We start from the raw sequence: 15108 nt of genomic DNA, 5'->3' as shown, positions 1-15108 counted from the left end.
GTTCCGCGTCAGCCTGTCACAGAGGGCATATCGACTCGGAAGGGCAAAACTTTAGCCGGTGTTAACCATGCGCGGGCGACCATGGGGGTGGCCAGAAAGGCTGACTGACGAATCGCGTGCGCCGCCCTGAAGGGCAACCGCGTGCGAAACCTCGCTTCTCGTCGCGAAAGCCTGTGACCGCGCAATGAATCCTGTTCGCCTCTTGATCGTCCTGGTCGCCGCTGTTTCCGCCATTGGCCTGGCTGTGGTGATGCAGCGCGCCCTGGGCGGAAAGCCCGCGGCCGCCTCGCCGTCGATGGCGTCCGCCCCGGTTGCGGGCAAGCCCATGACCCAGGTGCTGGTCGCCAAGCATGACCTGGCAATCGGTGCACGCCTGACGGGCGACGACGTCACCTGGCAGGCCTGGCCGACCGAGGCCGTCAATGCAGCCTTCATCACCAATGGGGCAGCGCAGCCGGAGCCTGTCGGCGCGGCCAAGGCCAAGGCCGTGGTTACCAATGCCGCCAATGAAATGATCGGGGGTGTCGATCCGGCCAAGGCTGTCGAGGGCGCGATCGTGCGCGACCCGATCCTGACCGGCGAACCCATCACGCCGCGCAAGATCGTCCGGGGCGGCGATGGCGGCTATCTGTCGGTCGTTCTGGCCCCCGGCAAGCGGGCCATGTCGGTGCCGGTGACCTCGGAGACCGCCGTCGGCGGTTTCATCCTGCCTGGCGACCGGGTGGATGTGCTGCAGACGCGAGACACGGTGGCTCCTGACACCGAGGGCGGATCCAGCAAGGTCGTGATCGCCGAGACCATTCTCCAGAACGTCCGCGTCCTGGCCCTCGACCAGAGCACGGCCGCCGAGAAGGACGCCAAGTCCATCGTGGCGGCCACCGCGACCATCGAGGTCAGTCCCTCCGACGCCGAGGCCCTGACCCGGGCCAAGGCGACCGGGCCCGTAACCCTGGCCCTGCGCGCCTATACCGATCTTGGCGGTCCCTCGGGCGCAGTCGGTCCCATCGCGCAGAAAGCCCAGGCGGAGGCGGTCATCCGCGTCAACCGTGGGGGCCAGACCACCAACATTTCGGTGCGCCCATGAGCCGCTCCCCCGTGATCCGTCGCGTTCTGACCGTCCATGTCGCTGCGCTTCTGGCGCTAAGCTCGACCGCGCCCGTTTTCGCCGATGGCCCCGTCGCCGGGTCGCACACCTATCGACCGGCGCCCCGCACCATCCGTCCGGCCCCGGTTGCCGCGGCCCCCCTGCCGTCGCTCCCGCCGTCAGCGGCCGAACAGGTGTTGAGCATCGACCTGACCGCCGGTGCCGGGGCCCGTGTCCTCGACCTGCCGCTGGGCAAGTCGGCAATCATCGAACTGCCGGTCGACGTGCGCGACATGCTGGTCACCAATCCGCTGGTGGCGGATGCCGTGCTGCGCAGCCCCCGGCGCATCTATGTGCTGGGCCTGACTGCGGGCTCGACGGATGCGGTGTTCTTTGACGCCGCCGGTCGCAAGATCCTGCAATTGAACATTCGCGTCGCCCAGGACATCAGCCTGCTGTCCTCGACCCTCAAGACCGTCCTGCCCCAAGGAACCGTCCAGGTCATTCCACTGAAGGACAGCGTCATTCTCAGCGGCATGGTGATGAATGCCGCCGACTCCGAGAAGGCCACCCGGATCGCGGCCCAGTTCGTGGCCTCGCCCGACAAGGTGCTGAACATGCTCAGCATCGCCGGCAAGGACCAGGTGATGCTGCAGGTGCGCATTGTCGAGGTGCAGCGCAATGTGATCAAGCAGCTGGGCGTCGACCTGAATGCCGTGCTGGGTCAGCTGGGCACCGACCAGTTCTCGTTTGGCCTGTCGCCGACCTATGGCGTGAACGGCAGCCTGCTGGGCGGGGTCAAGGGTGGCTACAATATCAACACCACCAACCAGCCGACCAATCTGGTCTCCAGCCTGTTCGGGACGGTACCCGGGGCGCAGCCCGGGGTGTCGCTGCTGAACTATCTGCAGCGTTTCCTGTCCAATGACAGCAGCCTGAGCTCGGCCCAGAGTTCGTGGCTGGGCTCCTATGCCAACTCGATCGCCGGAAAGACCACGGCCGTGGTCGGCACCGGCTCAGCCGCCGTTACCTATACGATGAAGGATGTCGGCATCTCGGCGGCGTCCCTGTCGTCCGATGTTCAGACCTTCCTGGCCGGCGGGGCCGGCACGGCCGGCAATGACGCCAAGAACCTGTGGATCCAGAACTTCCTGACCAACGCCAATACGGTCACGCCGGGCTCGGGCATCTATCAGGACAAGGGCAATCCCCTGGCCAGTGTCACCAGCGGCCTGGCGGGCAGCGATGACGTCAACTCTGCCAAGGCGATGATCCAGGCCTTTGAGCGCGTGGGCCTGGTGCGGACCCTGGCTGAACCCAACCTGACCGTTGTCTCAGGTGAGGGTGGCAAGTTCCTGGCCGGGGGCGAGTTCCCGGTGCCGGTCTCGGCCGACAACACCGGCAAGATCACCATTGAGTTCAAGCCCTACGGCGTCGGCCTGGGCTATACGCCAGTGGTGATGTCGGGCGGCCGCATTTCCCTGAAGCTTTCGACGGAAGTCTCGGAACTGAGCAGCCTGGGTGCCTATTCGGTGGCCACGGCCAACAGCGTCCTGACGGTGCCCGGCCTGACGGTCCGTCGCGCCGAGACCACGGTCGAGTTGCCATCGGGCGGGTCACTGATGATCGCCGGCCTGCTGCAGCAGACGACCAAGCAGACCATCGACGCGATCCCCGGCATGACCAGCATGCCGATCCTCGGCTCGCTGTTCCGGTCGCGCGACTATCTGAACGGCGAGACCGAACTGGTGATCATCATCACCCCCTACATCGTCGATCCCACCCGGCCCCAGAACCTGCAGACGCCGGCGGACGGCCTGAAGGTCGCGGGCGACCTGAGCACGACCCTGCTGGGTCGCCTGAACGAAGTGGTCAAGGCTCCGGCCGGGGCCAATGCGGGCCGCGCCTATCAGGGCCCGGTCGGCTATGTGATCGAGTGAGGACGCGGACATGAGCAAGCCAACCGTGAACCGCATTCTCAAGAGCCTGTTTGCCAGCGCCGTCCTGCTGACCCTGTCGGCCTGCGCCACGGGCGGCGAGGGTGCCGGCAAGGCCGTGCCCGAACCGACGCCGCGCCTGGCTACGGAAAAATGGACCAACCGGATCAAGGTCGACGGCCATCCTGACGAGATCCAGCTGGCGGCTCACGCCACGGGAGTCTCGGCCAATCAGGACCAGGCTTTGCGGGCCCTGGTCAGCCGCTGGCTGTCGGCAGAGGCCCGCGAAATCGTGGTCAGCGCGCCTTTGGGCGGCGGTGACCCCGCCGTCGCCAGCCGCATGGCTATGGCGGTTCGCGAGCGTCTGGTGATGCTGGGGGCCCCGGCCCCGCAGGTGCGGCTGGTCGGCTATGACGCCGCCGGCAATGCCAATGCCGCAGTTCGCGTCGGATTCGAGTATTTCGTCGCCGAGGGACCCCGCTGCGGTCAGCACTGGGAGAACCTGACGGCGACGCGCAAGAACGAGACCTATGACAATTTCGGTTGCGCCCTGGCCGCCAATCTCGCTGCCCAGATCGCCAGTCCTGAAGACCTGATCCGCCCCCGCGACTCCACCGCGATCGACGCGGGTCGTCGCGACACGGTGCTGGGCAAGTACCGCAAGGGTGAAACCACGTCCTCGGCCAAGGACGACCAGGCCAATGGTGCCATCTCCAAGGCGATCAACTGATGCCGCGTCCGCCTTCAGATTTGGAACCGTTTGATCTGGGTTTCGACGCCGCAGACGAGTTCACCTCGGCCGGCTCAGATCCCTGGAGCGCGTCGCCGAAGGCCTTTGCGGCCGGCGACCGTGATGATCCCTTTGCAGAGTTTCCGCCGGCTCGACCGCGCGATGAACGGCCGGCGGCGGCTCCGGATCCTTTTGAAGCCCCCGCCGCAGCCCGCCAGGCCCAGGCCCAGGCGGCTGCGCCACTGCCCCAGGCCCAGCTTCAGGTGCCACGCCGTCGCGCCGCCGACATGGCACCGCCGCCGATGCCTGAGCCGTCAGACCCGCTCCCGCAGGACAGCCTGGGCGGCAATGACGCCGCCCTCGGCGAGGTCGCGGTGCCGCGCATCACCATTCATGCCTTCTGCGTCCGGCCCGAGACGTCGGCCCTGATCGAACAGGCCGCTGCCGACCGTCGCATGTCGCGCGCCTCGACCATTGTCCGGGTGGGGGGGCTCGACGCCGCCGTCGACCTTTACCAGAACCAGTCCACGCCCTCGCTGGTGATGGTGGAAAGCCATGACGGGGCCCAGCGGCTGCTGCACCTGCTGGATGCCCTGGCCCAGGTCTGTGATCCCGGAACCAAGGTCGTGGTCATCGGCCAGACCAATGACATCGCCCTCTATCGCGAACTGATGCGCCGCGGGGTCAGCGAATACCTGACCCAGCCCCTTGGGCCGCTGCAGATCATCCGCGCCGTCTCCGGGCTCTATGCCGATCCGTCGGCCCCCTTTGTCGGCCGTCAGGTGTCCTTTGTCGGTGCCAAGGGTGGGGTGGGGGCCTCGACCCTGGCCCACAACTTCGCCTGGTCCATGGCCGACCGCATGCAGACCGCCACGGTGCTCGTCGATCTGGACCTGCCGTTCGGCACGGCGGGCCTCGATTTCAACCAGGACCCCCTGCAGGGCGTCATCGACGCGCTCAGCCAGCCGGACCGCCTCGATCCGGTGCTGATGGACCGGATGATGGTCCGCTGCGGCGACCGCCTGTCGCTGTTCGCTGCCCCCGCCACCCTCGACCAGGACTACGAGATCAGCGCCGAGGCCTATGAGGAGGTCACCCAGAAGATTCGCGGGGCCGCGCCCTTCGTCGTGCTCGACCTGCCGCACAGCTGGGCATCCTGGACCCGCAAGGTGCTGATCGGGTCCGACGATCTGGTCGTGGTCGCCACCCCGGATCTGGCCTCGCTGCGCAATGCCAAGAACATCGTCGACATGGTCCGTCAGGCCCGTCCCAACGATGCGCCGCCACGGCTGGTGCTGAACCAGGTCGGCGTGCCCGGGCGACCTGAAATTCCGGTCAAGGACTTTGGCGAGGCCCTGGGCCTGACCCCATCGCTCGTCTTGCCCTTTGATCCCAAGTCGTTTGGTCAGGCCGCCAATAACGGCCAGATGGTCGGCGAGGTCGCGCCCAAGTCCAAGGCCGCGGAGGGCATTGACCATCTGGCCCAGCTGATCAGCCGTCGCGAACCGCCGCAGGTTCAGAAGACCTCGATGCTGTCCGGTCTGTTCAGGAAGAAATAGCGACGGATGTTCGGCAAACGCGATCAGAATTCCGCAACGGATCGACATGCGCCGCCGCCGGCCCCGGCCGACGGGGCTGCGATCGCGACGCGGCCGCAGCGCGTCGAACCCGCGCCGGATCGCACAGCACCCTCGCCCAAGGTGGCCACGCCCAAGGCGACGCCGGGGCTTGAGCAGCTTCGCGCCGCCCAGGGCGCACCGGCCACGACCACGATCGTCCGGGAACAGAGCGACTACTACCACGCCACCAAGACCGTCATCTTCAACGCCCTGCTGAACACGATCGACCTGAGCCAGCTGGCCCAGCTGGATCTGAAGGCGGCAGCCGAGGAAATCCGTGACATCGTCGCCGAGCTGGTGGCGATCAAGAACGTCTCGATGTCGGTGTCCGAGCAGGAGCACCTGGTCCAGGACATCATCAATGACGTTCTCGGCTATGGCCCGCTGGAGCCGCTGCTGGCCCGCGACGACATCGCCGACATCATGGTCAATGGGGCCCATCGGGTGTTCATCGAAGTCGGCGGCAAGGTCCAGCTGACCAATGTGCGCTTCCGCGACAACCTGCAGCTGATGAACATCTGTCAGCGGATCGTCAGCCAGGTCGGCCGCCGGGTCGATGAAAGCTCGCCGATCTGCGACGCCCGCCTGCCCGACGGCAGCCGGGTCAATGTCATCGCGCCCCCTCTGGCTCTGGATGGTCCCACCCTGACCATCCGGAAGTTCAAGAAGGACAAGCTGACCATGAAGAACCTGGTGGACTTCAAGTCCATCAGTCCGGAGGGCGCACGGGTTCTGGGTGTGATCGGGGCCTGTCGCTGCAACATCGTCATCTCGGGCGGTACCGGTTCCGGCAAGACCACCCTGCTCAACACCCTGACCGCCTTCATCGACCCGACCGAACGGGTGGTGACCTGCGAGGACGCCGCCGAGCTCCAGCTGCAGCAGCCCCACGTCGTGAGGCTTGAAACCCGGCCGCCCAACCTGGAAGGCTCGGGCGCGGTGACCATGCGCGACCTGGTCAAGAACTGTCTGCGGATGCGACCCGAACGCATCATCGTCGGCGAAGTCCGTGGCCCGGAGGCATTCGACCTTCTGCAGGCCATGAACACCGGTCACGACGGCTCGATGGGCACGCTGCACGCCAATACCCCGCGTGAAGCCATCAGCCGGATCGAGAGCATGATCACCATGGGCGGCTACGGCCTGCCCTCCAAGACGATCAAGGAAATGATCGTTGGTTCGGTCGATGTCATCGTCCAGGCGGCCCGTCTGCGGGACGGCTCGCGACGGATCACCCACATCACCGAGGTCGTCGGGCTTGAGGGCGATGTGATCGTCACCCAGGACCTGTTCGTCTACGAGATCACCGGCGAGGACGCGGAAGGCAAGGTGGTCGGCAAGCACCGCTCCACCGGCATCGCCCGGCCGCGCTTCTGGGATCGCGCCCGCTATTATGGCCTCGAGCGCGAGCTGGCCGAAGCCCTCGACGCGGCGGAGTAGCCGATGCTGTTCGTGATCGCCGGTATTCTGGGCTTCATCACCATCACGGCCCTGGGCTTTGCCTTCGCCGGCGGCGACCAGACGGCGGCCCGCACCACCAAGCGGGCCCAGGCCATTGTCGGCGGTGGGGCCCGAGACGCCGGTGCCCGCGCCAAGGCCGCGGCCAATACCCCGGACGCCCGCCGCAAGCAGATCCTCAAGACCCTGAAGGAACAGGACCGCCAGCAGAAGAAAGCGTCGCTCACCATTGCCGCCCGCCTGCGCGCCGCCGGCCTGGGCGAAAAGGTCCAGATGTTCTGGATGATCAGCGGCGGACTGGGCCTCTGCGTGGGCCTGATCGTGATCATCCTCGGCCAGCACCCGCTTCTGGCCCTGGGCGCGGCCTTTGGAGCCGGACTGGGACTGCCCCGCTGGGTGGTGGGCATGCTGGCAACGGCCCGTACCAAGAAGTTCACCGAGGCCTTTTCCGACGCCATCGACATCATTGTCCGCGGCATCAAGTCGGGCCTGCCGGTTCACGACTGTCTGAAGATCATCGGCAAGGAATGCCCGGAGCCCCTGGCCGGCGAGTTCCGGATGATGACCGAGAATGTCGGCATGGGCATGCCGATGGATGTGGCGCTTGAGCGCATGTACGAGCGCATGCCGACCAATGAACTGCGCTTCTTTGCCATCGTGCTGTCGATCCAGGCCAAGACGGGCGGCAACCTGGCCGAAGCCCTTGGCAACCTGTCGATCGTGCTGCGGGCCCGCAAGCTGATGGGCGAAAAGATCAAGGCCCTGTCGGCGGAAGCCGTGGCCTCGGCCTTCATCATCGGCTGCCTGCCGCCCGGGGTGGTGGTGCTGATCACCGTGACCTCACCGGCCTATATGCAGCCCCTGTTCACCGATCCGCGCGGCCACCTGATGCTGCTGGCAGGCGGCATCTGGATGAGCATCGGCATCTTCGTGATGCGCAAGATGATCAACTTCAAGTTCTAGGGGGAGGGCGCAGATATGGACATTGCCGCCCTGACCAATCCCAGCAACCTGCTGACGGCCTTCATCGCGCTCGTGGTGTTCGCCACCATCATCACCCTGGCCGCGCCGGTAATGAGCGATCGCGGCCTCGAAGGTCGCCTGAAGTCGGTGGCCAACCGCCGCGAGGAATTGCGCCGCCGTTCGCGCGAGGCGATCGCCTCCAAGAGCAGTTCCGGCAGCAGCCTTCGGCACACGGACGAAGGCCTCTACAAGAACATCGTCGACCGGCTGCAACTGTCGAAGCTGCTGGAGGATCCCAAGGTCGTCGACAAGCTGGCCCAGGCCGGCTTCCGCGGGCCGCAGCCCGTCTCGACCTTCTATTTCTTCCGCTTCGTGATGCCGTTCATCTTCGCCGTGGTCACGGCGTTCTACATCTATGTGATCAATGACTTCGGCCTGCTGGGCATGCAGAAGATGTGCGCCTGCGTCGGGGCCCTGGCGATCGGCTACTACGCCCCCAATGTCTATATCAGCAACATCGCCCAGAAACGCCGCGAGTCGATCGTGGCGGCCTTTCCCGACTCCCTGGACCTGCTGCTGATCTGCGTCGAGAGCGGCATGTCGATCGAGGCGGCCATCCAGAAGGTGGGGGCGGAGGTGGGCTCCAGCTCGATGGAACTGGCCGAGGAACTGAGCCTGCTGACGGCCGAGCTGTCCTATCTGCCCGATCGCCGGCTGGCCTATGAGGGCCTGGCCCGACGGACCAATCATCCCGGCATCCGCTCGGTGGCCACGGCGATGATCCAGGCCGAGCGCTACGGCACGCCCCTGGGCGCGGCCCTGCGGGTCATGGCCAAGGAGAACCGCGAGCTGCGCCTCTCGGCCGCCGAGAAGAAGGCCGCCGCGCTGCCGGCCCAGTTGACCGTGCCGATGATCCTGTTCTTCCTGCCCGTGCTGTTCGTCGTGATCCTGGGTCCGGCGATCATCAAGATCCAGGACGTGATGGCCAAATAGCCGGGGTTCGCCCCGGCTGGCCGCGCCTGGTCCCAGAGGCCTGGCGCGGCGTGCCGCCCTCGGGTCTGGAGCGGGTCATGACCTCGCTCTTCCAGCCCATCCTCGCCCTGCACATCACCGCCGGCTTGATCACGGTGGCAGCCGGCATCCTGCCGATCCTCAGCCGCAAGGGCTCGCGCCTGCACAAGGCCTCCGGCTGGGTCTTCGTCAGCCTTATGGGCGTGATGCTGGCCTGCGCCTGGGTGATGACGGCGCTGCATTTCAACGCCTATTTCGCGGCCCTGACCGCCACGGCGACCATCACCGTCTTTTCAGGCGTGCGGGTCCTGAGGCGCAAGCGCCCCGACCTGCGACAGACCGACCGGGCAAGGGCCATCGACTGGATCCTGACCCTGGGCGTCCTGGGCGTGGGGTTGTGGGTCCTTGCGCTGATCCTGCTGGGCCGGGCCGGGCCGAACCCGGTCGTCTCGGGGGCCTTGGTCTATGCCGCCCTGACCTATGGCGGCTGGGACCTTTGGCGCTTTCTTCGCCCCACAGCCTGGCCGTTCTTTCCAGACCTCTGGACCTACGAGCATCTAGTGAAGATGCTGAGCGCCTACGGGGCGGTGATGAGTGCCTTCTCGGGCAACTTCCTGACCTTCCTTCCGACCCCCTGGAGCCAGCTCTGGCCGACCCTCGTCTTCCAGCCCCTGGCCGTGATCTGGGTCCTGTCGCGGGCCCTGCGCCGGCGCAGGGACCTTTCGCCCGCTTGAGGCGCGCCTCAACAGCCACCTGGGTGTGGGCCTTTGGCATCTACAGCTATGTCGCCACCACCTTCTGTGCCGCCTGGTTCGCGCGTCAGTCCGCACGGGCGGCCGGCGCGCCGATCGGCCTCGTCGAGTCGGTGGCCTGGCAGGGTGCCAGCTATGCCCTGTGGCTGCCCGTCGCGGGCCTGATCTGGGCGATCCTGCGGCGCTTCGGATCCGGCGGGCGGGCCCTGGTTGTCCTGACCCTGGGGACGGTCCCCGTGGTCGCGCTGGAGTCGATCGGGGCGGCTTGGCTGGACATGGCGTTCCGGGCGTCAGGGGGCGGCGTGACCGAAGCCCTGGCCCGCAGCCTGGCCCGCTCGCCCGTCTCGATCCTGCTCTACACCGCCCTGGCCGCCGCCGGCCTCGCCGCCGCCCATCGACAAAGAGCTGTCGAGGTTCAGGCCCGCGCCGATCAACTGGAGGCGGCCCTGACCGAGGCGCGGCGGGTTGTGGCGCGCCAGGCCGCCCCGACCGAGCGGCTGATGGTCTCTACAGGCTCGCGACGGACCCCGGTCGACCTGTCCCAGGTGGAATGGTTCTCGGCGGCCGGCAACTATGTCGTCGTTCACTGGGGCCAGCGCGAGGGCCTGATCCGGGAAACGCTGCAGAATCTGGAACGCCGCCTCGATCCGTCGATCTTCGCTCGCAGCCATCGGTCCACCCTGGTCAACCTGGCCCGCGTCAGCGAAACCCAGTCCCTGTCAGACGGCTCCTGGCGGCTGATGATGGAAAGCGGCGCAGAGCTGGTCGCCAGTCGCACCTATCGCGACGACCTCCTGGCTCGCCTGGGCCGGCAGGGCCCCTAGGCCTGGCCTTCGAGGGCCGCCGAAGTCGCTGGCACCTGCGGCGGAAGACTTCACACCGGCACCCTTCTTGCGGCGGGGTCCCCAGTGGTTTTCCAATCTGGGACAGTCTGCATGGCGCGCGACAGCGAACAGCCCAAACGCAATCGGCGCTTCGTGACCGACGAGGTCGCCGGATCGGCGGTCGAAACGGCTCTGGTCTTCTCGCTGATGGCGACCCTGGTGGTGGTGCTGCGGGAAGAGGTTTCCATGCCCCTGCTTCGGCAGTTCTTGCAGGCCGCCACGATCATAGAGCGCGCCCTCAGCTCAACCCTCTAGCCCTTTCGCCGGGTTTTCGGCCAGGGTTCGACCGGTCTTGGCCTCGATGAGCCGACGCAAAGCAGCCAGCATGCGCGGCAGGGCGGCGCGATTGTGCTGGGTGGTCTGATTATCGAACCGTGGCGAGAAGTTCATGGTCGCATTGGCCTCGAACACGACCACCCGTCCGTCTTCCTGGATGCAGCAGTCCAGACCGCAATAGTCAAAGCCAATGGCCTGCCGAATGGCATCCACGGCCGTACGGGTGGCGAGGGGGAGGGCTTCGAAGCCGTCGATCAGCATGGCGCGGGCCTCGTCGCGCAGGGCCGCATGCTCGGCCAGGACGCCGGCACCCCCGTGGACATACCATTTGTCGGCAATGACATGCTGGCGGGTGATGATAGTGTCGCCGACAAAGAAGAAGCGGGACTTGCGATAGAAGCGGTCGGCGCGACGCACGTCGACGAATTCGGTCAGGTAGTAGGCGTTTTTCCGGTCGCCGAAGATCTGGGCCATGTCCTCAGGCGCGTTGAACACGCCGAGCATTTCGCCATTGTGGCTGCCCGTCTGGCGCAGGATGGCGGGAAACCGGAAACCGGCCTCTGCGGCGGCCTTGCTGACGCGCTCAAGCGTGGGGTTGCGCAGCAAGAGCACCTTCGGGACGATGACGCCATCCAGTCCCTGCAGCAGGCCTGCGAGGGTATGGCGGCGTGTGCGGCCCATCAGACTTGGCGGATTGACGATCGGCCGGCTCGCTGTCGACACCAGTTTGCGGGCGATATCGAGCGTGTCCGGGTTCTGGTCCACGTCGGAAATGATGTTCCACAGCAGGTCGGCCGCGTTGGGATTCCAGCGCTTGCTTTGCCGGAAATAGCTGGGGGCGACGTGGATGCGGCCAAGCTCGATCGACGGACACAGCATGGACAGCATCGTGTGGCCGTCATTATTGCCGGTCACACCCACCCCTATGTCACGCTCCACCCCTTGATGGCGGTTGGCGTCGCTGCCGGCCAGGACAGCGACAAACGGGACTTTTTCAGCAACCGGCGCGGCCGGCGAAGCTATCGAAGACGGGTCGGAAGGCATGCCCCGAAATAACGGGAATAGGCGGACAGCGCATCAAGTTCCTGACGTTCGCCTTGCCGATTTGCCCTAGCCTCCCGCCTTCATGGCGTCCCAGGAGCGGGGCGTGGCCGCGGGATTGGGTCGGGTGGTCGCGGCACGGAGCCAGGCCAGGTTATTGGCGACCGATTCCGGCGGCAGGTCCTGGCGGGCCAGTTTTTCCGCCTCGGCGATGCGGCCCTGCAGGCCGATGACCAGGGCCAGGTTCTGGCGGATCTGGATGGTGGAAGCGGGCATGGCCGCCGCCCGGCGCAGCTGGACCTCGGCGCCGGGCAGGTCGCCCTGGCTGGCCAGATGCAGGCCATAGTTGGCGTTCGGCGCGGCTTCGTTCGGTCCCAGGGCTATGGCCTGGCGGTGGGCGGCGCTGGCCTCTTCGGGGCGCTGGGCCTGCTCATAGGCCACGCCGAGCAAGGTCTGGGGCCGCCAGTCGCGGGGGGCCAGGGCGGCGGCGTGACGGGCCGGTTCAATGGCGTAGAAGCCCTGGCCGCGCGCGATGTGGACTCGGGCCAGTTCCAGCAGGGCGTCGAAATTGTCGGGCTGGACCAGCAGCACCTTGCCGGCGGCGTCGGCGGCATCTTCATAGCGTCCCAGCGAGCGCAGGGACTGGGCCAGGGCGACGCCCGCCTCCGCGTCGCGGCTGTCCGCGGCGAACTCCCCGCCCCAGAAGGCGGCCCGGGCCAGGGGATCAGCGCGACGCATCTCTGCGCGCTGGGCCGGCGAGGCCTTGCGCGGGCCGGTCGGTTCAACGGCGGCAGGCGGGGTCTTGGCCTCACCGGCCTGGGCCGGGGCACCGAGCGCCAGGCCGCCGACCACGGCCAGGACAGGGGCGAGAACTGTTGCGAGGAACGCGCGCTTGCGACACATGGAAGACGAGTCTCCGAAAGGTTCGCGCATCCTCGCCGCGCGGCTCTCAAGGAATCGTTAAGCATAATTTCCGAGGGCCGCGACATGTTGGACAGCTTCCCCATTCTGGCCTCGGCGCCGGACGGTGCGATCCCGATCCACCCCCTGTTCGAGGCTGAACTGGAGGCCTTCCTGGCGATGCGTCGCCCCGCCGTTCGCACCCTGGCGGGACAGGCGCAGTTCAAGGCCAAGGCCGGTCAGGTCCTGGTCGTGGCTGCGCCAGGCGGTCAAGTCGAACGCGTGCTGATGGGGCTGGGGTCCCGCGCCGCCGTCGATCCGGGCCTGTTCCGGGGGCTCGCGGCCCGGCTTCCCGCCGGTGACTACCGGCTGGCCCGCATGCCGCGGGGGCTGGACGCTTCGGAAGCGACCCTGGCCTTCGCTTTGGGGCTCTACAGGTTCGACCGCTATCGCAAGCGGTCCGGCGAGGCCGGGCCCAGGCTGGTCGCGCCCAGGGCAGTGGATGTCGCTGCCATCGCCGCAGTCAGCCACGCCTGCGCCCTGGTCAAGGACATGGTCAATACGCCGGCCAATGACATGGGGCCTGCCGAGATCGAGGCGATCGCCCGCGAGATTGCCCAACAGCATGGGGCCTCCCTGTCGGTCACGACTGGAGACGACCTGCTGGCCGCCAACTATCCGGCCGTCCACGCCGTCGGCCGCGCCGCAGTCCCGCATCGCGCGCCCCGGATCCTGGAACTGAGCTGGGGCGAGCCTTCACATCCCCTGGTCGCCCTGGTCGGCAAGGGGGTAGTGTTCGACACCGGTGGCCTGGACATCAAGCCAGCCTCGGGCATGCGGCTGATGAAGAAGGACATGGGCGGCGCCGCCCATGCCCTGGCCCTGGCCAAGATTGTGATGGCGGCAAAGCTGCCGGTTCGGCTGGTGGTTCTGACTCCGGTGGTCGAGAATGCCATCAGCGGCGACGCCATGCGGCCGGGTGACATCCTGCAGACCCGCGCCGGCCTGACCGTCGAGGTGGGCAATACCGACGCCGAGGGCCGCCTGATCCTGGCCGATGCCCTGGCCCGCGCCGCCGAGCTCAAGCCGGCCCTGACCCTGGACCTCGCCACCCTGACCGGCGCGGCCCGCGTGGCCCTGGGGCCGTTTGTGATCCCGTTCTGGACGGCGGATGACGCCCTGGCCGATCAGATCGCGCGCGCGTCGCAGGCGACCTTTGATCCGCTGTGGCGCATGCCCCTGACCGAGGCCTATGGGGAGGCCATCGACAGCGACATCGCCGATCTCCAGAACGATTCCGCCCCCTGGGCCCAGGCCGGGGCCACGACCGCCGCCCTGTTCCTGCAGCGCTTCGCGCCCGCCGGCGACGGCATCGGACCCTGGGCCCATTTCGACCTCTATGCCTGGAACCCCAAGGGGCGGCCCGGCTATCCGGTCGGCGGTGAGGCCCAGGCGATCCGGGCCCTGTTCGCCATGCTCAAGACGAGGTTTGCCGCATGAGCGCGCCGGATCGCCGCCTGACCTTGATCCGCGACGGCCTGGCCGACATCCGGCTGGAGGGCCGGGTCGCGGCCGAGCGCTTTGCAGCGACCCAGTCCATGCAGGCCAGTGCGCCCATTGCCTCGATCCGCAAGGCCCCGGCCCCCGACGCCGAGCAGGAAGACCAACTGGCCTTCGGTGAGCGCTTCGACGTGCTGTTCGAGGTCGACGGCTTCGCCTTCGGCCAGGCGGGGCGCGACGGCTATGTCGGCTATGTGCCCAGTGACGCCCTTTCGGCCCCGGTCCTGACCGCCAGCCATGCCGTCTCGGCGCTGCGCACCTATGCTTTCAGTGCTCCGGACATCAAGTCGGCCATTGTCGGGCTCTACAGCCTGGGGGCCCTGGTGACGGTTGAGGCCTGTGAGGGGCGGTTTGCCCGGGCGGCGCGCTCGGGCTGGTTCATCGCCGACCATCTGACGCCCGTCGGCCGGGGTGAAGACGACTATGTCGCCGTGGCCCAGAGGTTCCTTGGCGCGCCCTACCAATGGGGCGGGCGCGAATCGCTCGGGCTGGACTGCTCTGCCCTGGTCCAGCAGGCCCTGGCGGCCTGTAACCGGGCCTGTCCGCGCGATACCGATCTGCAGAGGGACTTTTTCCGCCCGGTCGAGGCCTCAGAGCGTCGGCGCGGGGATCTGGTGTTCTGGAAGGGGCACGTCGCCATCCTGCTGGATCCGGACACCATCCTGCATGCCAATGCCCACCACATGGCCGTGGCGATCGAGCCCCTGACCGAGGCCGTGGCCCGTATCGAGGCCGCAGGGGTCGGAGCGCCGCTCGGCTACCGGCGACCCTGAGACGTTTGACGCTTCCCCCGTGGGGGCTTTCACGCAGTGACTGCGGGGGTCTTTACGGCTGACGTCGCCTTACCCACTCCGGCTCATAGAGCCGCCTTCAGCGGAAGGGCAGGATCTGCG

Annotated in this window: 14 protein-coding genes; 12 read left to right on the top strand and 2 right to left on the bottom strand. The window is 67.3% G+C overall.

Features of this window, described 5'->3' with window-relative positions:
- The first annotated feature begins 184 nt into the window (after positions 1 to 184).
- The 10 genes from cpaB to AQ619_RS14110 all read left to right on the top strand — a co-directional run bounded on the left by cpaB (position 185) and on the right by AQ619_RS14110 (position 10693).
- Positions 185 to 1084 carry a Flp pilus assembly protein CpaB gene (gene cpaB / locus AQ619_RS14155; RefSeq protein WP_062148939.1) on the top strand — a complete coding sequence of 300 codons (900 nt, stop codon included), beginning with the start codon at positions 185 to 187 and terminating at the stop codon, positions 1082 to 1084.
- On the top strand, positions 1081 to 3024 hold the full coding sequence (locus tag AQ619_RS19395) for a type II and III secretion system protein family protein (protein WP_236849484.1): 1944 nt from the start codon (positions 1081 to 1083) through the stop codon (positions 3022 to 3024). Before cpaB ends, AQ619_RS19395 begins: the two co-directional genes overlap by 4 nt.
- 10 nt (positions 3025 to 3034) lie before the next feature.
- A complete protein-coding gene (locus AQ619_RS14145; RefSeq protein WP_062148937.1) occupies positions 3035 to 3751 on the top strand; it encodes a CpaD family pilus assembly protein in 717 nt (238 codons plus the stop codon).
- Positions 3751 to 5310, top strand: coding sequence for a CpaE/TadZ family protein (locus AQ619_RS14140; RefSeq protein ID WP_062148934.1), 1560 nt, complete (start codon positions 3751 to 3753; stop codon positions 5308 to 5310). Before AQ619_RS14145 ends, AQ619_RS14140 begins: the two co-directional genes overlap by 1 nt.
- 6 nt (positions 5311 to 5316) lie before the next feature.
- The gene (locus AQ619_RS14135; RefSeq protein ID WP_062148931.1) at positions 5317 to 6810 is read left to right on the top strand and encodes a TadA family conjugal transfer-associated ATPase; all 1494 of its coding nucleotides are present in this window, start codon (positions 5317 to 5319) and stop codon (positions 6808 to 6810) included.
- 3 nt (positions 6811 to 6813) lie between these two features.
- Positions 6814 to 7791, top strand: a complete 978-nt coding sequence (locus AQ619_RS14130; protein WP_062148928.1) for a type II secretion system F family protein — start codon at positions 6814 to 6816, stop codon at positions 7789 to 7791.
- Positions 7792 to 7806: 15 nt separating this feature from the next.
- Positions 7807 to 8784 (top strand): type II secretion system F family protein, encoded by a 978-nt coding sequence (locus AQ619_RS14125; RefSeq protein ID WP_062148925.1) that lies wholly within the window; start codon positions 7807 to 7809, stop codon positions 8782 to 8784.
- Between the two features lie 77 nt (positions 8785 to 8861).
- A complete protein-coding gene (locus AQ619_RS14120) occupies positions 8862 to 9536 on the top strand; it encodes a DUF2306 domain-containing protein (protein ID WP_062148922.1) in 675 nt (224 codons plus the stop codon).
- Positions 9533 to 10378 carry a LytR/AlgR family response regulator transcription factor gene (locus AQ619_RS14115; RefSeq protein WP_062148918.1) on the top strand — a complete coding sequence of 282 codons (846 nt, stop codon included), beginning with the start codon at positions 9533 to 9535 and terminating at the stop codon, positions 10376 to 10378. The genes AQ619_RS14120 and AQ619_RS14115 overlap by 4 nt, the downstream gene beginning before the upstream one ends.
- A 111-nt stretch (positions 10379 to 10489) precedes the next feature.
- A complete protein-coding gene (locus AQ619_RS14110; protein ID WP_062148916.1) occupies positions 10490 to 10693 on the top strand; it encodes a hypothetical protein in 204 nt (67 codons plus the stop codon).
- On the opposite strand, the gene AQ619_RS14105 is transcribed toward AQ619_RS14110, so the two are convergent.
- Together AQ619_RS14105 and AQ619_RS14100 are read right to left on the bottom strand one after the other, a co-directional pair.
- Positions 10682 to 11629: an ATP-grasp domain-containing protein gene (locus AQ619_RS14105; protein WP_166504263.1), complete on the bottom strand. Its 948-nt coding sequence runs from the start codon at positions 11627 to 11629 to the stop codon at positions 10682 to 10684. The genes AQ619_RS14110 and AQ619_RS14105 overlap by 12 nt on opposite strands.
- 195 nt (positions 11630 to 11824) lie before the next feature.
- A complete protein-coding gene (locus AQ619_RS14100) occupies positions 11825 to 12658 on the bottom strand; it encodes a tetratricopeptide repeat protein (RefSeq protein ID WP_062148910.1) in 834 nt (277 codons plus the stop codon).
- Between the two features lie 84 nt (positions 12659 to 12742).
- Here AQ619_RS14100 and AQ619_RS14095 point away from each other — a divergent pair, with 84 nt between their 5' ends.
- Positions 12743 to 14155 (top strand): leucyl aminopeptidase family protein, encoded by a 1413-nt coding sequence (locus AQ619_RS14095; RefSeq protein WP_062148907.1) that lies wholly within the window; start codon positions 12743 to 12745, stop codon positions 14153 to 14155.
- Positions 14152 to 14988 (top strand): C40 family peptidase, encoded by an 837-nt coding sequence (locus AQ619_RS14090; RefSeq protein ID WP_062148904.1) that lies wholly within the window; start codon positions 14152 to 14154, stop codon positions 14986 to 14988. The genes AQ619_RS14095 and AQ619_RS14090 overlap by 4 nt, the downstream gene beginning before the upstream one ends.
- Positions 14989 to 15108: the final 120 nt, after the last annotated feature.

It is taken from the genome of Caulobacter henricii (assembly GCF_001414055.1).
Taxonomy (GTDB): domain Bacteria; phylum Pseudomonadota; class Alphaproteobacteria; order Caulobacterales; family Caulobacteraceae; genus Caulobacter; species Caulobacter henricii.
The sequence above is the reverse complement of the archived record's forward strand: the minus strand, read 5'-3'. Positions and strand labels throughout refer to the sequence as shown.